Below are 18859 nucleotides of genomic sequence, written 5' to 3' on the forward strand. Positions count from 1 at the left end.
CATGACCCAAGGCCCGAGCGAGAACCACCGCCGTGGCGACGCGCCGCGGACCCTCGTCGCCGTGCTTCGCCGGCACGCCGAGCACCGGCCGGACACCCTCGCCTACCGCTTCCTGAGCGGCACCGAGGCCCCCGGCCCAGCGGGCGGCCCCGACCCAGCGGACGGCCCCGGCGCCGAGCACTCCTGGACCTTCGCCGAACTCGACCTCCAGGCCCGCCGCGTGGCCGCCCTGCTGCAGCGCGAGGGCGCGGCGGGCGAGCCGGTGCTGCTCCTGCACCCGCCCGGGCTCGACTACATCGCCGCCTTCCTCGGGTGTCTGTACGCGGGGTCCTTCGCCGTGCCCGCGTACCCGCCGGACACCCGCCGCTTCGGGCAGACCATGCCGCGGCTCGCCGCGATCGCGCGGGACTCGCGGGCCACGCACGCGCTCACCACCGGCGACCTGTCCCGGTTCGCGGGCGACCGCAGGAACGAGCTGGCCGCGCTCGGGCTCGGCGGGCTGCGCTGGCTGGTGACGGGCGGGCCCGACGGTGCTTGCGCGCCGGGTGCCGGGGGCGGCGGGCCTGACGGGCGGGGAGCCGTGCACGCGGACGACTGGCGCGAACCCGAACTGACCGGCGACTCGCTGGCGTTCCTCCAGTACACCTCCGGCTCGACGTCCGCGCCCAAGGGCGTCATGGTCGGCCACGGCAATCTGCTGCACAACCTCTCCGCCATCCACCGGAGGCTGGCGCACGACACCGCGTCCGAGATGGTGTCGTGGCTTCCCCCGTACCACGACATGGGGCTGATCGGCGGCATCCTGTCGCCCCTGTACGGCGGGTTCCCCGCGCATCTGATGTCCCCGATGTCCTTCGTGCGCCGCCCCCTGCTGTGGCTCCGGGCCCTGTCCGAGACACGCGCTTCGACCAGCGTCGCCCCTGACTTCGGCTTCGAGGCGTGCGTCGGGCGGATCACCGACGAGGAGCGTGACCGGCTCGACCTGAGCCACTGGCGCCTCGCCCTGAACGGGGCGGAGCCGGTGCGCGCGGACACCCTGGACCGGTTCACCGAGCGGTTCGCGCCGTGCGGGTTCCGGCGCGCCGCGCTGCTGCCCTGCTACGGCCTCGCCGAAGCCACCCTGATGGTGACCGGCGTACGCGCCCACGAGGCCCCCGTCGTCGGGGAGTTCGACACCGCGGCGCTCGGCGCGGGACACGCGACCCCGGCCACGGGGAGCCGTGTCACCCGGATCGTGGGCTGCGGTCCCGCGGTGCCGGGCCTCGACGTGGCGGTCGTGGACCCGCGGACGCGGCGCCGGATCGCGGGCGAGGGCACGATCGGCGAAGTGTGGATCGCGGGCGGCAGCGTGGCCCGCGGCTACTGGCGCCGCCCCGAGGCCACCGAGGCGACGTTCCGCGCCCTCCTGGACGGGGAGGACGACAGTGCGGGCAGCAGGAGCGGCACTCCGTATCTGCGCACGGGTGACCTGGGCTTCCTGCGCGACGGACAGCTCCACGTCGTCGGCCGCACCAAGGACGTCGTCATCGTCCAGGGCCGCAACCACTACCCCCACGACATCGAACGCACCGTGGAGCGCGCGGAGCCCGCCGTCCGCAAGGGCTGCGGTGCGGCCTTCGCCGTCGAGGTGGACGGCGCCGAGCGCCTCGTGGTCGCGTACGAGATCGACAGCCGGCGGGCCGACGACGCGCCGGGCCTGCTCGCGCGGCTGCGGTCCGCGATCGCGGACGAGCACGAGGTCGCACCGCACGCAGTCGTCCTGCTGAAGCGGTCCACGGTGCACAGGACCACCAGCGGCAAGATCCAGCGGCAGGCCTGCCGGCAGGACTTCCTCGACCTCGGCCTGAAGGTGGTGGCGGCCAGCGTCGCCCGCGACACACCACCACCACCCGCCCCGGTGGCCGTCCCGTCGCCGCGGCAGCCGGTGGGCGCGGCGGTCGAGGAGGTCCTGCGCACCTATGCCGACATCGACGGCGGCGTCCCGGACGCGACCACGCACACCTTCGCCGAGCTCGGCCTCGGCTACCAGGATCTGTTGTCCCTGGTGGGCGAGTTGGAGCAGCGGCACGGCGTCGCGATCCCGGTCGGGGAGCTGCTCGTACGGCCGCGCGTCGACACGCTGACGGGGCTGCTCACCACCCGGGGCCCCGCGGGCGCCGTCTGGGGTCCCGAAGCCGTTCAGGACTGGCTGACCGCCCGTGTCGCCGAACGCCTCGGGCTGACCGCGGCGGCGGTGGACCCGGCCCTGCCGCTCGCGTCTCTCGGCCTGGACTCCAAGCAGGCCGTGGCGGTCCTCGCGGAGCTGAGCGCCCGCACCGGCCACGAGATCCCCGCGACCGTGGTCTTCGACCACCCGACGATCCGGGCGATCGCCGCCCACCTCGCCACCACCGGCGCGGAGTCCGCCCCGGCGCCGCACACCACCGTGCCCGCGCGGTCCGCCACGGCCTCTTCGTGCACTCGGACCACACCGACCACACCGAGCACACCGACCGGGGAGCATCCCGAACAGCTCCGACAGCCCCTGCCCGACGGCGGCGGGCACGAGCCGATCGCCGTCGTCGGCATCGGCTGCCGCTTCCCCGGGGCGCCGGACCCGGACAGCTACTGGCAGCTGCTGCGCGACGGCCGCGACGCGATCACCGAGGTGCCGCGGGACCGCTGGGACGCCGGACAGGTCGCCGCGCCCGACTTCGGCGGGTTCCTCGACGGCGTCGAGGAGTTCGACGCCCGGTTCTTCGGCCTGTCGGCGCGCGAGGCCGTCCGGATGGACCCGCAGCAGCGGCTGCTCCTGGAGACCGCCTGGCAGACCCTGGAGGACGCGGGCAGCGACCCGACGTCGCTCGCGGGCAGCGACACCGGCGTGTTCGTCGGCATCAGCAGCCACGACTACGCCGAGCTGGTGATGGGCCGCCTGGACACCGTCGACGTGCACGGCGCCACCGGCAACGCGCACGCCGTCGCCGCCGGCCGGCTGTCCTACGCGCTCGACCTGCGCGGCCCGAGCCTCGCCCTGGACACGGCGTGCTCGTCGTCCCTGACGGCCGTCCACCTGGCGTGCGACAGCCTGCGCAGGGGCGAGTGCTCCCTGGCGCTCGCGGGCGGTGTGAACCTGATGCTGACGCCCGGCCTCTCGGTGGCGTTCGCCGACGGCGGGATGCTGTCGGCCGACGGGCGCTGCCGTACGTTCGACGACGCCGCGGGCGGCTATGTGCGCGGCGAGGGCGCGGGCCTCGTCTGTCTGAAGCCGCTTGCGGCCGCCCTCGCCGACGGCGACCGCGTGCACGCCGTGATCAGAGGCTCGGCCACCGGCCACGGCGGCCGCAGCAACGGCCTCACCGCGCCCCGGGGCTCCGCCCAGCGCGCCGTCGTCGAAGAGGCCCTGGCGCGCGCCGGGCTGAGCGGCAAGGAAGTCGACTACGTCGAGGCACACGGCACGGGCACACCGCTCGGCGATCCGGTCGAGTGGGAGGGCATCACGGAGGCGTACGGCATGGGGCGGCCGGACGGCGCCCGGTGCCTGGTCGGCTCGGTGAAGACCAACATCGGGCACCTGGAGGCGGCCGCGGGCGTCGCGGGCCTCATCAAGGCGGCGCTCGTCGTACGGGAGCGCGAGGTGCCGCCGACGCTCCACCTGAGCACACCCAACCGGCGACTGGACTGGGACGGCGCGGGCCTCGACGTACCGACACGCCGTACGCCGCTGCCGCGGCGCGGGCCGGTGCGGGCGGCCGTCAGCTCCTTCGGGTTCGGCGGCGCCAACGCGCACGTCGTCCTGGAGTCACCGCCCGAGGCCAGGACCGCGCTTGCGACCGCGCGGCCGGTGCACGCCCTGTGCCTGTCGGGCCACACGCCGACCGCGCTGACCGCCCTGGCCCGGCGCTGGCGCACCCACCTGGCCGCCAGCCCGGAGGCGCCGGTGGCTGGCCTGTGCCGGTCCGCGGCGACCGGCAGGGCCCGGCTCGGGCACCGCGCGGTGATCGTCGGCGGGTCGGCCGAGGCGCTCGACGCGGGCCTGGAGGCGCTGGCGGCCGGTGCGGCGTCGACGGCCGTGGTGCGCGGCACGGCCGGGCACGGACCCGGGCCGCGCACGGCGTTCCTGTTCGGCGGCCAGGGCACGCAGTACCCGGGCATGGGCAAGGGCCTGTACGACACGCACCCGCCCTTCGCCCGCAGCATCGACCGGGCGGACGACGTGCTGCGGCCGCACCTCGGCGTGCCCCTGACCGAGCTGCTGTTCGCCGACGACGGCACCCGGCGGCTGCGCGCCACCCGCTACTGCCAGCCCGCGCTCGTGGCCCTGGAGGTCGCGCTCGCCGAGCTGTGGATGTCCCTGGGCGTGCGGCCGGCCGCCGTGCTCGGGCACAGCGTGGGCGCCTACGCCGCCGCGTGCGTGGCCGGGGCGATGACGTTCGACGACGCGCTGCTGCTCGCGGCGGTCCGCGGCAGGCTCATGGACGAACAGCCGGGCGACGGCGCGATGATCGCCTGCCTGGGTGACGCGTCGGTGGTGCGTGACGTCGCGGAACGGTACGGACCGCTGTCCGTGGCCGCCGTCAACTCGCCCACGCATCTGGTGCTGTCCGGTGGCCGCGCGGAGATCGAGCGGGCCCGAACGGCGCTCGCGGAACGCTCCGTCGTCGTCAAGCCCCTCGCCGTGTCGGGCGCCTTCCACTCGGCGCTCATGGCGGGGGCCGCGGAGCCGCTGCGCGAGGCCGCCCGTACCGTGCGCTTCGCCGAGCCCGTCGTCCCGTGGGTGTCGGACGCCACCGGTGAGACCGTCGGCCGCATCGACGGCGACGCCCTGGTGGACCATCTCCTCGGCACCGTGCGGTTCGCCGACGGCTTCGGCACGGTGCGGCGGCTCGGCTGCACCGCCTTCGTGGAAGTGGGCCCGCATCCGACACTGCTCGGGCTCGGCCGGTCGATGACGGCTTCCGGCACGGCGGAGTCCGGCCCGGACGCGGACCCGCTGCTGTGGCTGCCGTCGCTGCGGCGTGGCCGGGCCGGTGCGGTGCCGGGCGCCGCGGGTGACTGGGAGACGCTGCTCCAGTCCCTGGGGCGGCTGCACTGCGCGGGCGCCACGGTGGACTGGGCGGCCCTCGACGAAGGGCGGCGCGGCCCTGTCGTTCCGGTGCCGCACGCGGTGTTCGAGCGGGAGCGGTACTGGTTCACGCCGCCTCCGCCGGAAGAGGCGCCCGGGCTCGCCCTCGTACCACGGGAAGCAGGTCCCGTACCGCGGGAAGCAGGCCCCGCCCCGGACGCCCCGGACGCCCCGGACGCCCCACAGGAAGTGTTCGCGCAGGTGTCCCGCGTCTGCGGGCACCCCGTCGAGCACATCCCGCCCGAGGCGCGCCTCGGCGCCGACCTCGGCTTCGACTCGCTGATGCGTACGGAGCTGGAGCGAGCCCTGCAACGGCTGTTCCCGGGGCACTTGAACGGGAACCGCGAGCGGCTGCCCGAGGACCCGACGGTGGCGCAGCTCGCCGCGCTCCTCACGGGCGCCGCGCCCGTGCGTACCGGTGCCCTGCCGGTGCCCGCGCCCGCCGCTCCCGCGCCCGCCGCCCCCGCGGCGCCGGACACCACCGGCCCGCCCGTCCGGCAGGAGCGCGTCTTCGAGGAGTGGCCGGAGTACGCCGAGCTGCAGGGACGGCTCCGACAGGCCACCGCCGACGGGGACAACCCCTACGGGCGCACCCACGAGGGCTACAACGGCGGCAGGGCCGCCGTCGGCGGGCGTACCGTCCTCAACTTCTCCGCCTTCAACTACCTTGCCCTGTCCCACCATCCGCGTGTCCGGCGGGCAGCCCGCGAAGCCGTCGACCGGTACGGCACGTCCTGCTCGGCGACGCCGCTGCTGTTCGGCGAGACCCCGCTGCACCACGAACTGGACGCCGAGATCGCCTCGTTCCTCGGCACCGAGGCCGCCATCGTCTTCGCGGGCGGGCACGCCACGAACGTCGCCACCATCGGGCACCTCTTCGGCCCCGACGACCTGATCCTGCACGACGAGTGGATCCACGACAGCGCCGTGCGCGGCAGCGTCCTCTCGGGCGCGCGGCGGCTGCCCTTCCCGCACAACGACTGGCGGGCGCTCGACCGCGCGCTCACCGGGTCCCGGGCCCGCGCGCGTCGGGCCCTCGTCCTCGTCGAGGGCGCCTACAGCCAGGACGGGGACCTCCCCGACCTGCCGAAGTTCATCGACGTCAAGAACCGGCACGGCGCGCTCCTGATGGTCGACGAGGCCCACTCCCTCGGCGTGCTCGGGCGCACCGGGCGCGGCATCGGCGAGTACTTCGGCGTCGACCGCGCCGACGTCGACCTGTGGATGGGCACGCTCAGCAAGGCCGTCGGCAGCCTCGGCGGCTATGTCGCGGCGCGGCGAACGATCGTCGAGTACCTGAAGTTCACCGCGCCGCTGCACATCTTCAGCACCGGCACGTCGCCCGCCAACACCGCCGCCGCCCTGGAGGCGCTGCGGGTCCTGCGGGACGAACCGGAGCGTGTCGCCCGGCTGCGGCACCTCGCCGAGCACTTTCGCGACTCGGCGCGCGCCCGTGGCCTCGACATCGGCGTGTCGCGGGCATCGGCGGTGGTCCCGGTCGTCATCGGCGGCTGGGAGGAGACCATGGCGCTCTCCAACGCGCTGCTCCGCCTCGGCGTGAACGTGATGCCGATCGGATATCCGGCCGTGCCGCGCGACGAGTGCCGCCTGCGCTTCTTCATCAACGCCGACCACACCGAGGACGAACTCGACCGCGCACTGGACCTGTTGGGGCACGCAATGACGCAACGCAGGACGAACGGAACCGCACGCACCGGGCAGCGCCCCGGGACGGCTCCGGAGACGGTTCCCCAATGGGCACCCGAGGCGGCTCCCCAATCGGTACCCGAGGCGGCTCCGCAGACGCCACCCGGGACGGCAGCGCAGACGCCACCCGCAACCACGCCCCCCGCCCCCTCACCCGCCGTGGCACCGGCCCCCACCGCTCGGTTCGCCGCGCCCGACGTCCTGGTGGCGGGCGCGGCCGGGTTCATCGGCGGACACCTCACCCGGCGCCTCGCCGAACGCGGCCACCGCGTGCGGGCCCTCGTCCGGGCGGGCAGCGACCGCTCCGCCTTCGCGGGCGCCGACGTCGAGGTGGCCGTCGGGGACCTGGGCGATACGGACAGCCTGCGCCGGGCCGCCGCCGGGGTCCGGCACGTGTACAACTGCACGGGTCTGTCCGCGGACTGGGGCCCCTGGGCGGACTTCCGGCGCGTCAATGTCGACGGCAGCCGCAACCTCGTCGAAGCCGCGGTCCACGCGGGCTGCGTCGAGCGCTTCGTGCACGTCAGCACCACCGACGTGTACGGCTACCCGGTTCGCCCCTGCGGCGAGGACACCCCGCCGCGCGACATCGGGCTGCCCTACAACCGCAGCAAGCTCCTCGGCGAGCAGGCCGTGCGCGAGGCGGCGGCGCGCGCGGACCTGCCGCTGACCGTGGTGCGCCCGGTGAGCGTGTACGGGCCGCGCAGCAAGGACTTCGTCGTCGAGATCGCCACGCTGCTCCTGAGCAGGCAGATGGTCTACATCCGCGGCGGCGACGTCCCCGCGGGGCTGCTGTACGTGGCCGACGCGGCCGACGCCATGATCGCCGCCTGTGCGTCCACGAGCGCCGCGGGCGGCACCTACAACCTGCGCGACGCCGACCGCACCACCTGGCGCGAGTACGTCGAGGCCCTCGCCCGCGGGCTCGGGGTGAAGCCGCCCTTCCTGAGCCTGCCCACGCCGGTGGCGCGCGGCGTGGCGGCGCTGTCGGAGGGAATTTACGGGGCGCTGCGGCTCAAGGCTCGGCCGGTGCTCACCCGGCACGCGGTGCACCTCTTCGACCGCGACCAGTCGTACGCGATCGACCGTGCCCGCGACGACTTCGGCTTCAAGAGCGAGGGCGGCTTTGAGGAGGGCGTGCGGCTGACGCTCGCCTGGCTCGACACGCCCGAAGGCCGCGCCCGCGTCCCGCGCTGACATCCCCCAGCCGCGACCCCGCCCGCCCCGAGCCCGAGAGGAACCCGATGCCCCGCACCGAACGGCCGCAGGCCCGCCGCCGTGCGCCGGCCCACGCCTGGTTCACAGGCCCCGGCTTCGCGCCCGCGACCGGCGCCGCCGATACCGCGGGGCCCCGGCTGATCTGCTTCGGCTACGCGGGCGGCACCCCGTCCGTCTTCCGCGACTGGGCGGACAGGATCGGGCCCGGCGTCACCGTCGTACCCGTCCTGCTGCCCGGCCGTGGCCTGCGGAGCGACGAGGCCCCGTACACGGAGATGGCGGAACTGGCACGGGACGCGACCGAGGCCCTGGTCGCGGCCGGGCACACCGCCCCCGGGTCCTGGCACGTCTTCTTCGGGCACAGCATGGGCGCCCTGCTCGCCTACGAGGTCGCCTGTGCGCTGCGGGACCGGGGCCTTCCCGGGCCCCGGCACCTGTTCGTGTCCGGCAGCAAGGCGCCGCACCTGTACGGCGGCCCGGACGGCCAGGAGCTCGGCGACGACGTCCTGCGGCAACTCGTGCGCGACCTCGGCGCGCTGCGCCCCGACGACCGGGTGGGCAACGCCTACCTGGAGCGCAGACTGCCGGTGCTACGTGCCGACCTCGCGTTGTGCGCGCGCTACCGCTGGCGACCGCGCCGCCCGCTCGGCTGCCCGATGACGGCGTTCTCCGCGAGCCACGACCCGATCGCCCTGCCCGCCCAGGTGGAGGCGTGGCGGGCGTACACCGCCGCCTCCCTGCTGCACCACAGGGTGCGGGGCGGCCACTTCTACCTGAACGGACCCGCACGGCTTCCGCTCCTTCGTGAGCTGCGCGCCGAACTCACCCGTACCGCCGAGGAGAGGGAACCCTCATGGACCTACTGAGCCTGGCCAGGACCGTCAAGGGCCGGGCGCAGGAGCCGTTCACGGGCGTGGCCACGATGGCCAGGACCGTCGCGGACCCACGCCTTCCGCTGCTTCTCGTGCTCAATCGCACCCTGTTCACCCCGCTGTACCGGGCCTCGTTCCTCTCCGCGGCCGCGGGCTCCGGTGTGCTGCGCTGCATGGCGACACGCCCCTGCGACCTGGAGAGCATCGCCGAACACCTGGACACGGGCCCCGAGGAGCGGCAACGCCTTCGCGCCTGGCTGGACATCGGGGTGCGCCTCGGCGAACTCGACCGGCGCGAGGGCTGCTACCGGCTGAAGAGCCGTACCGCCAAGGCGCTCGCGCGGGTCGGCAACGACGCCGTCGCGGCGACCCTCGAAGAACTGCTCCGCTTCCATGTGCCGGCGCTGCGGGACGCCCCGCGGATGCTCCAGGGGGGCGGCCGGTTCGGTCTCTGTGACCAGGACGGCCTGGTCGTCGCGCGGTCGTCCCTGGTGGTGCGCGGCTTCGTCGAGGCGGCCGTGAGGAAGGCGCTACCGCGCACCGCACCGGTGCGGCTCCTGGAGGTCGGCTGCGGCAGCGGCGCCTACGTGCGGTACGCGGCGGAACTCAATCCGCGCCTGACCGCGCTCGCCGTCGACCTGCAGGCGGATGTCGCCGGGCAGGCGGCCAAGAACATGGCCCAATGGGGGCTCGCGGACCGCGTCGAGACCCGTCACGGCGACCTGCGCACACTCGACCTGCAACCGCAGTTCGACATCGTGACAATGCACAACAACATCTACTACTTCCCGCAGGACGAGCGCGCCGAGATCCTCGCGCGCGCCCGCTCCCTGCTCGCCCCCGGCGGCACGCTGCTGCTCACCTCCTCCTGCCGGGGCAGCGGCACCCTCGGCCTGGAAGTGCTCAACCTGTGGTTCGAGTACGCGCCGTTCGGCGGGCCCCTGCCGCGCGAGGACGAACTGCTCGGCCAGCTCCGCGAGGCCGGTTTCGACGACGTACGGGCCACGCGGGTGCTGCCAGGACAGGCCTTCCGCGCGTTCACCGGCAGGAACTCCGTGACGGGCCCGGCCGGGGCACCCCCGGCCCGCTCCGCCGCCACCACCACCGTCGAGAGGACCGGTTCATGACGACGAAAGCCACGACCGAGACCGGGGCCGACGCGACGACCGGGGCCGGGGGTGCGACCGGGGCCGGGGCCCAGGAGGCCCCTGTCGCGGCGGGCGCGGCTGCGCACGGGGACCTCGTGGCCGTGCTGGGGGACCCGCACACGGCGAGCCCCGACGAGCTCGGCGGCAAGGGCGCCCGGCTCGACGAGCTGATCCGGGCGGGGCTTCCGGTGCCGCCCGCGTTCTGTCTCACCACCGGGCTCTTCGAGCTGTTCCTGCGCGAGAGCGGCCTCACCGCCGAACTCCGCGCCGCCGGGGCCCGCTCCGCGCCACCGGCCGCCGTCCGCGAGGTGATCCTGGCCCGGGACATCCCGGAGCCCCTTGCCCGCACGGTCCTGGCGGCGTACGAGGCACTCGGCCGCCCGCGGGTCGCGGTGCGCTCCTCCGCGCCGCGCGAGGACTCCGCCGAGCGGTCCTTCGCCGGTCAGCACGACACGGTCCTCGATGTGTCCGGGGACGCGGCGCTGCTCGACGCGGTCAAGGTCTGCTGGGCGTCGCTGTGGTCGGACCGCGCCGCCGCCTACCGTGCCGGGGAGCCCGCGGGGGCCATCGCCGTCGTCGTGCAGGAGATGGTGCCCGCCGACGTCAGCGGGGTGCTCTTCACCGTCGACCCGATCGGCGGCAGGCCGCACCGCCTGGTGGTGGAGGCCTGCTGCGGTCTCGGCGAGGGCCTGGTGTCCGGCAGGGTCTCCAGCGACTTCTTCGTCGTGGACGACCGCACGCTCGACGTCGTCGAGGAACGCGTGCGCTACAAGGTCACCAAGTGCGCGCCGCTCGCGCCGGGACGCATCGGCGTGACGAAGGTCGACGCCGCCGACCGGGACACACCCTGCCTGACGCGCGACCAGCTCGCCGCCCTCGCCCGGCTCGCCCTCGACGTCCGGCACCGGTACGGCACGGAGCAGGACATCGAGTGGGCCATGCGCGACGGGGCGCTGTATCTGCTCCAGTCCCGCCCTATCACCACCCGGCCCCGGCCCGAGACCTCCGGCGACGCCCGCAGCCCCTACCTCCCTGAACGCCTCGAAGGGCAGCCGGACGCCGTGCGGCACGGCACCCTCTGGTCGCGCATGGACATCGGGGAGATCTTCGTCGGCCTGATGACCCCGCTCGGCCTGAGCTTCGCCCGCCACTACCAGGACCATGTGCACGGCGACTGCGCGGCGGCGCTCGGCGTGCGCGACACCGGTGACGTGGGCCTGCACATGGGCTTCCTCCAGGGCCACGTGTACCTCAACATCTCCTACACCTCCTACCTCCTCGGCCAGGCCCTGCCCACCCGCGACCAGCGGCACTTCACCCGCCGGTTCGTCAGCGAGGAGGTGGACCTGGCGACGTACGAGAACCCGTTCGGCACCTTCTGCGGCGGCATGCAGGACCTGCTCTCGGCCACGCACTGGCTGCGGACCACGGCGAACGAGATGCTGGTGATGAAGGGCCGCGCCCGCACCATGGTCGACGCCCGCCTCTACGAGTTCGACCGGGCCCGGCGCCTGGACCTGACCCGGATGGGCCGCCGCGAACTTCACGCCGAACTCAGCCGCTACCTGGACTACTTCCACGACGCGCACGTCGGCTACATGCCGTACTACATCAACGCGTTCGGCTTCTACGGCATCCTCACCGAGCTGTGCGCCCGCTGGCTCGGCTCCGCGGGCGACAACCTGCAGAACCGCATCAAGACCGACATGTCGAGCCTGCGCACGGTCGCCTCGGCGCAGGAGATCTGGGCCGTCGCCCAGGCCGCGAAGGCCAGGCCCCGGGTCATGGAGATCATCGAGGCGGCGCCCCTGGAGGAGGTCGTGGACCGGCTGCGCGCCGACCCGGACGGCGAGGCGTTCTGGCAGGCACAGATGGAGCCGTTCCTGCGCGCCAACGGCACCCGCGGCCGCCAGGAGATGGAACTCACCCACCAGCGCTGGATCGACGACCCCTCGTACATCTTCCAGATGATCCGCCGCTACGCCGCCGACGGCTTCACCGCCGACGACATCATGGGACGCAGCCGCGCCCGGCAGGAGGGCGACGCCCGGGAGGTCCTGAAGGAGCTGCCGCTGCCGCAGCGGGCCACCATCGAAGGCCTCATCTCGATGTACGCCCTGTGCAGCGAGCTGCGCGAGACCACCCGGATGTCGATGATCACGTCGATCTGGCTGGTCAGGAACGTCGTGTACGAGGTGGGGCGGCGGCTTGTCGATGAGGGGCTGCTGCACTCCCTGGACGAGGTGGCCTACCTCGACTTCGCCGACGTACGCGGCTATCTGGCCGGTGAGCTGCCCGCGCGTGCCGTGTTCCCGCGGGCGCGGACCGAGGAGCGGCGCCGGGTGCACGAGTACCGCAACCGGCTGCCGGAGCCGCCGCTCACCTTCGTCGGCGAACACGACAGCACGCGCGCGGTGCGGCCCGTGAAGGACGGGGCGCGCCTCGCGGGACTCGGATCGAGCCCCGGGCGGATCGTGGGCCGGGCCCGCATCGTCGAGGACCTGGTGTGGCAGGCCGACGAGTTCCAGGCCGGCGAGATCCTGGTCACCCGGCACACGGACGCCTCCTGGACACCGCTGTTCGCCATCGCCGGCGGGGTCGTCACGGACATCGGCTCGATGCTCTCGCACAGCTCGATCGTGTCCCGGGAGTTCAACGTGCCCTCGGTGGTCAACACCAAGTACGCCACGCAAGTGATCAACACCGGCGACATGGTCACGGTCGACGGCGACACCGGTGTCGTCGAGGTCGTGGAGGGCTGAGCGCCCCGCTCGCCGGGCCGGCACGCGAGGTACACGAGAGGAAGGCGAGACGTTCGAGATGATCCCGAACCAGTGGTATCCGATTCTGCGGACCGAAGACATCAAGGAGGACGCGCCCACCGGCGTGCGCCGCCTGGGCGAGGAACTCGTGCTCTGGCGCGACCTCGAGGGCAAGCTGGTGTGCCAGTCGGCGCGCTGCCCGCACAAGGGCGCGAACCTCGCCGACGGGCGCCTGGTGGGCAACTCGATCGCGTGCCCGTACCACGGCTTCCGGTTCAACACCGAAGGCGCCTGCCGGCACGTCCCCGCGCTCGGCGCCGACGGCCGCATCCCGGCGTCCCTGAAGATCGACACCTACGAGGTACGTGAGCAGCACGACCTGGTGTGGCTGTGGTGGGGCGACAAGCGCGAGGTCCTGCCGGACATCGCCCTCGCGCGCGAACTGGCGGAGCACCCGCGGCCGTACGAGACGATCACCTTCAGCCGTCCGGTGCACTACACGCGCTACATCGAGAGCCTGCTCGAGTTCTACCACGTGACGTTCGTGCACCGCGATCACTGGGCGAACATCATCGACTACACCTTCATGTACGGCAGTTGGCGCAAACTCTGGCTGGACGGCCGGGAGCGCTACATCGCCGCCAACAAGATCGTGAACCATCGCGTGGACGTCGAGGGCACGATCATCCGCAACACCTTCGACCAGTGCGAGGAGGGCAACCCCTCCAACATCTGGCACTTCGACCTCATCTACCAGGCACCGTGCATGACCCACGTACGCCAAGGTCTCCTGGAGGTCACGACCTGGCTGGTGCCGATCGACGAGCACAACACCCAGGCCATCATGCGGCTCTACGAGTATCCGCTGCTCAAGATGATGGTGCCGGTCAAGCGGTTGCGGCCGCCGATCCTGCGGTTGTCGCTGATGATGGAGCAGTACGTCCAGGACCGGCAGGACAACGACATCATGGCGCGGCAGGAACCGAAGGTCAGCGAGCGCGGCGTGAACAAGTTCATCGCCGTGGACGAGATGAATGCCAAGTTCCTGCAGATGCGGGACCGGTTGAAGGCGGAGGCACGCGCGGCGGCCGAGGCGCCTGTGACGTCTGTCGCGTCTGTGGCATCTGAGGAGCAGCCGGGGGCGGCGGCGGCTGGCCCAGCCGCGGGCCGGGGCCAGGAGGCGGCGCCCGCTCCGGCCCGTGTTCACGGTGACGCCGGCGGAAGCACCAAGGGCAGCTCCGGCGGCACCACCAACGGGAACGGCAAGGTGCCCGGCAGCAGCAATGGCAATGGCAGCGATGACCGGCGGGCCAGCAAAGGGGCCCGTGCGGGCGGCCTGAGCAAGAGCGCGCCCTGACCCCGGAGCGCGTTCCGGCGCCGCCTGCCGGGACGTGCGCGACGGGGCGTCAGCCTGGCCACCCGCAGCACCACCGGCGCCGGCGCGTCGCCGTCGTCGGTGTCGTCGGTGAGCCGCGCGGTCAGGCCGGCCCACCACTGCGGCCCCTCCTTGATGGCTGCCGCTTTCAAGGTGCGCGGGACGGCTCCGGCGTCCAGAAGGACGCGCCATTCCTGGGCGCCGAGTGCCAAGAACTCCAGTCCGGTGAGCCCAGCGACCTCCAGGGGGTCGGCCAGTGTGCCGGGCAAGGCGGTGAGAGTGCGCAGGCGGGGCAGTCCTGCGACCGGCGCGAGGCTGAACGGTGTGCCGTCCCAGGCGCCGATGGACAGGACTTCCAGGGCGGGATGGGCGGCGGCCTGGACAGTATCAAGGCAGCCGGTGCCGACCCGAGCGACGGCCGGAAACTTGTCTCCGCGGCGGTCACGGCGTTCCTCCCGCATCCGGCTCAGAACGAAATCGGTGAGTGAATCGGCCACGAGTTCGACACCGAGGCTCTGCTCGTGATCGACCAGGATGACCTGCCCGAAGTGTCCGGCCGGGCCGGGAGTCAGGTCGACGGCGAACTCATCGCCGCCGTTGCTTCCGAAGCCGATCCAGCCGGGTGAGCCGCCAGAGCCTGCACCGCGGCGTCGGGCGCGGTGCTGACCGCTTGCGTCGCGCCGAGGTCCCGGCCGGGGTGACGGGCTTCCGCATCGATGGCATACAGGTGTTCCAGCCTGGAGAGCTTGCAGCCGACCGCCTCGCCGGCGCGGTCTGCCGCCTCGAAGTCGTCGCCCGAGTCGACCCGTGTCACCCTGTAGAGCACCTTGAGCTCATCGGACAGGGTGACACCGAGGCGCGCTTCGGCGGCAGCGATCTCGTCTTCTTGCCCGTGCTGCGGCTCATCCTGGCTGATGGCTACCTTCCCGAGCCCTGGCTCCACCGTCCCAATCCGGCGCCCGGGGCATTGCCGGCCCCATCGGCGGATCCGTACGGTCTGCGCATGGTTGATCAGAGACCCCCCCTCGTCATCGGTATGCGATTTCGCGACCTGGGACTGGAGTTGCTGGAGCCGACGCTACGGGAACGGTTGCCCGACGCGATCGGCGCGCGCCGACAGGCCACCCAAGACGCGAACATCGGCCAACTAGAAGGTTGTGACCGCGCCTCCGTGAAGGATTGACTCGATGAGGTACAGCCCGGCGATGCATCTGCCCTAGCAGTCATGGAAGCGCTGCCGCAACGGTCTCCGGCGAGCGGATCCGGTTTCGGGTTCCGACGACGGGGATCAGGGCCCGGCCGGTCGCACGGAGGCAGTCGGCCAGTACTTCGGGCCGGTACTGCAGCTTCTTCAGCTTCCTGACCGCCCGCCACCCGGGCCCTGTGATCCGGAATGTACTGAAAGGGACGCTCTCGGTGGCCAGTTCGCTCTCGCCGAGACGTCGTGGGACGCGACTGTGAGACCGACCTGGCCGGAGTCGGTCGCTTCTGACGAGTGCTCGGAAGGTCTCTCTCACGCGTCCGGGCCGGTGTCGACGACGTCATCGCCGAAGGCGGCAGTAAGCGCCTTGGCGATCAGGTTGGGCAGTTCGGTCTGTCCATCGTCCTCGGCCCAGCGCACCAGTGCCGTGTGCCTCCAGCCACGCCACGGAAGCGCAGATACTCAGCGCCTCCCCTTTTCGCGTACATCGAATATTCGCGCGAACGTGCGACTCACCAATTAGAAAGCCACGAGCCTGTCACGGAAAATCACTTGCTGACCAGGGCTTTGCCGTGGCGGTGTATTGCATGGTCGTGGCCTCGCGGTATGGCTGTGCGGGGCTAGTGAGGGCACCCGAATCGCCTCCTGGAGGCGGCGATGGCATCCACCCTGCGGGTACTCACGCTCGGCGGCTACAGCATGCCGCCTGCCGTACCACTCCAACAGCGCCTGGTGGGACATTGGCCAAGCAGGGGGGGTAGCGATCAACACCCCACCCGAGCTGCAGCACCACTCACACCGGACGCGTGGCCTCCGGCGCCAACAGTGTCTCGTAGTGGGCGGACCGCTCGTCGAACCGCGCCAGGACGGCCCTTGCCTCGGCCGGGACATGCGCGACCTCATAGTCCGGGCCGGTGAACTCCCGGACGGCGCCGATCGAGTCGAACAGCATGATGGTGGAGAACTCGACCTCACCCCCATCGAGCGGACGCCGAAGCAGGTAGGCACCGTGGTAGCCGGCGAGCTTTCGCTCAGCGATGGCGGGCAGCACACGCGTGCTGACGATCGACTCGTACGCGTCGGCGTTCTCGGATGTCGTCCATCCCCGCCAGATTCGAACAATCATGCGCACAGATTACAGGTGCCGACGGGCAATCCACAGGTCCTCACAATTGCTCGTCGGCCTTCACCAGCCGACGAATTAGTCGAGCGCGTGGCGCTGTTGCTCCTCGCGGGCGATCTGCTGCGCAAGGAATTTCGCGCGACCGCTCCCACCTCATCATCCGACTGTGCCAAGCATTTCCCTTATCGGCAGACCGAACAGTGGCAGCGTCGATACGCGATCCGCCTCGGCGTCGGCGTCGGCGTCGGCGTCAAGGCCACCCTTCTCGCAAAACGTACGAGCTCACGGTTCACGCAGAAGCCGTTACCGAGGTCCGCCCCGCCCCGACCCGCACCCACGTGCAGCACGTCTGACCGCCATGGCCTGAAACCTCAGCCACTCTCACCAACTGGTACGACGTCACCCCATCGGGCCGCCCGGCGCCCCACTTCCGAACTCTCCGCAACCCAGCCGGGTCGCCAGCACCTGACCACCTACCAAGAGCACAACAGAGTCACGGCAAGAGCCGCCTTCACCTGTGGACCGATCCGTCCAGCCGGTCGTAGCGCGCCCGCACCCGGGCATAGCTCCACTCCCCCGCCGGCCACACCTCGAGTGCCGGGTTGAGCGGGTTGAGTGGGGGGGTGCGGTCCGGAAGTATTCACAGGGCGTCGCGTACGCGTGCGATGTCGTGCAGTGAGCTGCCGGCGATCAATCCCGCTCCGAGCAGGACGAGGGTCTCGTCCCCGGCTTTTGGCGTGCTGGGTGCGCGGCGGGTGACGACGTGGTGCAGTGCGCGCACGGTGAGGGCGGTGAGGACCAACCAGCCGGCCTGGGGGGCTGCGACCAGCAGGCCTGTGGCGAGCAGGACGCCCATCTGCCGGCCGGTGCCGCCGATCAGCTGGATGGCGGCTCCGGACAGGGCCCACAGGAACATGCGCAGCAGGTCTGTGCTGTCGCTGAGGCCGGTGTGCATGGTTGCGGTGTAGACCTTGGCCAGGGGCGGCAGGCGCCCTTGGGAGAAGAGGGGTTGCCACAGCAGGGCGACGGCAGTGAGGGCAACGGCGAAGCCGATGAGTTGGGAGAGGTACTGCTGACGGCGCCCCGCCTGTTCGTAGGGCAGCCAGGGGACGGTGTCGGCGCGCAGCAGCCAGCCGGCTTTGAGGTCGTAGCCCATGTCGGCGAAGGCGGGGCCGGTCGCGGCGACGTATCCCACCAGCAGAGCCAGGGCCAGGGGCGGCAGGTGCAGCAGCAGGCCCAGGAACAGGAAGATCAAGGTGACGGCGAAGGCTGGGAACCAGCCAGAGTGCATCGCCGCCAGGCCCACGATCAGCTGGTGCACCAGCGCTGCCGCCCCTGCGAGCAGAATCCATCCGGCGACAGCCACGGCGGGCATGCTGGTCGTGATCCCGCCCAGAAGGGCGACCAGGGCGGCACCGGCGGTGAACAGCACCAGTCCCTCGGTGAAACCGCGCCGCAGACGCCTCTCACCGACCGTACGTACGCCGGGGGTGAAAGCGTCCATGGTCCGCTCTCTGGTCTGCTCGGGGGTGGCGGCTGGTACGCGCCGTGGGTCTGGGCGGGTGCGGAGCAGGAGCAGGGCTTGGATGAGGGCGACGGTGCCGGCGCCGATCATCAGTCCGTGGGGGATGTAGGAAGCGTGCAGGTCGGTGTGGGTGAGAGTGGGCGCGTACTGGGCGATGAGCAGGCCGAGGCCGAACATACCCAGTGCCCAGGCGTTGCCCAGGAAGGCCACTCCGGCCGCGCTCATGGGCCACCCGCACAGGCTGCCCGCCACCCCAGCCACCGCTCCGACGCCCAGGGTCTTCGCTTTGCGCCCTCCCTTGTCTCCGGCCTCGATCGTCTGGGCCGCGGCAACCCCCGGGGGCCAGGCGCCGGAGGCCGGAAGCAGCCGGGAGTCGAAGACCCGGTAGAGCACCCAACTGTCGACGGCCAGCCCGATCACCGCCCCGCCCAGCAAGGGCCACACCAGGTCGGTGCGGCCCAGCAGGAAGGGGACGGCGATAGGCAGGATCAGGGAGTTGGCAGCGGCGAACGTGGCCCCCGAGACCGCCGACTGAACCAGGTTCTGTCGGTGTCGATCCCTCATCCTCGATAGAGCGGCCACAGGGATGCGGCCGATCAGCATGGCGATCAGCGCGCCGACGACAGCCGTGTTGCAGGCGACGCCCAGGCTCGTGATCAGAACAATGCCGATGACGGCACCCAGCCCCGACAGCAGCACGGTCATCACCAGAGTCAGCGGCTCGAACGCCGACGGATGCCGCCTACCGGTGATGACGGTGGTCTCAGGGCTTTCGCTCATGCCGGACAAGCCGGTACGTGAGACAGGCGCCGTCGGCGCGGACA

The 18859-nt window shown here is 72.3% G+C and carries 7 protein-coding genes and 2 pseudogenes; 6 read left to right on the forward strand and 3 right to left on the reverse strand.

The features are described 5' to 3' along the window. The first annotated feature begins 1 nt into the window (after window position 1). Genes AB0I94_RS34180 through AB0I94_RS34200 form a run of 5 tightly spaced genes read left to right on the forward strand, consistent with a single transcriptional unit; the run spans window position 2 to window position 14168 of the window. Window positions 2–8008 carry an aminotransferase class I/II-fold pyridoxal phosphate-dependent enzyme gene (locus AB0I94_RS34180; protein WP_363313628.1) on the forward strand — a complete coding sequence of 2669 codons (8007 nt, stop codon included), beginning with the start codon at window positions 2–4 and terminating at the stop codon, window positions 8006–8008. A 47-nt stretch (window positions 8009–8055) separates the two neighbouring features. Further along, window positions 8056–8895 (forward strand): thioesterase domain-containing protein, encoded by an 840-nt coding sequence (locus AB0I94_RS34185; protein ID WP_363313629.1) that lies wholly within the window; start codon window positions 8056–8058, stop codon window positions 8893–8895. Further along, window positions 8883–10028, forward strand: coding sequence for a class I SAM-dependent methyltransferase (locus AB0I94_RS34190; RefSeq protein ID WP_363313630.1), 1146 nt, complete (start codon window positions 8883–8885; stop codon window positions 10026–10028). The genes AB0I94_RS34185 and AB0I94_RS34190 overlap by 13 nt, the downstream gene beginning before the upstream one ends. Further along, window positions 10025–12811: a PEP/pyruvate-binding domain-containing protein gene (locus AB0I94_RS34195; protein WP_363313631.1), complete on the forward strand. Its 2787-nt coding sequence runs from the start codon at window positions 10025–10027 to the stop codon at window positions 12809–12811. The genes AB0I94_RS34190 and AB0I94_RS34195 overlap by 4 nt, the downstream gene beginning before the upstream one ends. Window positions 12812–12869: 58 nt before the next feature. Continuing rightward, window positions 12870–14168: a Rieske 2Fe-2S domain-containing protein gene (locus AB0I94_RS34200; protein WP_363313632.1), complete on the forward strand. Its 1299-nt coding sequence runs from the start codon at window positions 12870–12872 to the stop codon at window positions 14166–14168. Between the two features lie 152 nt (window positions 14169–14320). Here the strand turns inward: AB0I94_RS34200 and AB0I94_RS34205 are convergent. Further along, a pseudogene (locus tag AB0I94_RS34205) lies at window positions 14321–15072 on the reverse strand (SMI1/KNR4 family protein); the annotation flags it as partial. A 15-nt stretch (window positions 15073–15087) separates the two neighbouring features. On the opposite strand from AB0I94_RS34205, the pseudogene AB0I94_RS34210 reads away from it, so the two are divergent. Beyond that, a pseudogene (locus AB0I94_RS34210) lies at window positions 15088–15297 on the forward strand (hypothetical protein); the annotation flags it as partial. Window positions 15298–16180: 883 nt separating this feature from the next. Here the strand turns inward: AB0I94_RS34210 and AB0I94_RS34215 are convergent. Next, window positions 16181–16513, reverse strand: coding sequence for an antibiotic biosynthesis monooxygenase (locus AB0I94_RS34215; RefSeq protein WP_363313633.1), 333 nt, complete (start codon window positions 16511–16513; stop codon window positions 16181–16183). A gap of 637 nt (window positions 16514–17150) precedes the next feature. After that, the gene (locus tag AB0I94_RS34220) at window positions 17151–18815 is read right to left on the reverse strand and encodes an OPT/YSL family transporter (protein ID WP_363313634.1); all 1665 of its coding nucleotides are present in this window, start codon (window positions 18813–18815) and stop codon (window positions 17151–17153) included. Between the last annotated feature and the right edge of the window lie 44 nt (window positions 18816–18859).

Origin of the sequence: Streptomyces sp. NPDC050147 (assembly GCF_040660195.1) — a bacterium.
Taxonomy (GTDB): domain Bacteria; phylum Actinomycetota; class Actinomycetes; order Streptomycetales; family Streptomycetaceae; genus Streptomyces.

What these genes read in the sequence shown, in the direction of transcription:
- AB0I94_RS34180 (WP_363313628.1), top strand. Translation starts at nt 2, where the DNA reads ATGACCCAAGGCCCGAGCGAGAACCACCGCCGTGGCGACGCGCCGCGG.
- AB0I94_RS34185 (WP_363313629.1), top strand. Translation starts at nt 8,056, where the DNA reads ATGCCCCGCACCGAACGGCCGCAGGCCCGCCGCCGTGCGCCGGCCCAC.
- AB0I94_RS34190 (WP_363313630.1), top strand. Translation starts at nt 8,883, where the DNA reads ATGGACCTACTGAGCCTGGCCAGGACCGTCAAGGGCCGGGCGCAGGAG.
- AB0I94_RS34195 (WP_363313631.1), top strand. Translation starts at nt 10,025, where the DNA reads ATGACGACGAAAGCCACGACCGAGACCGGGGCCGACGCGACGACCGGG.
- AB0I94_RS34200 (WP_363313632.1), top strand. Translation starts at nt 12,870, where the DNA reads ATGATCCCGAACCAGTGGTATCCGATTCTGCGGACCGAAGACATCAAG.
- AB0I94_RS34215 (WP_363313633.1), bottom strand. Translation starts at nt 16,513, where the DNA reads ATGATTGTTCGAATCTGGCGGGGATGGACGACATCCGAGAACGCCGAC.
- AB0I94_RS34220 (WP_363313634.1), bottom strand. Translation starts at nt 18,815, where the DNA reads ATGAGCGAAAGCCCTGAGACCACCGTCATCACCGGTAGGCGGCATCCG.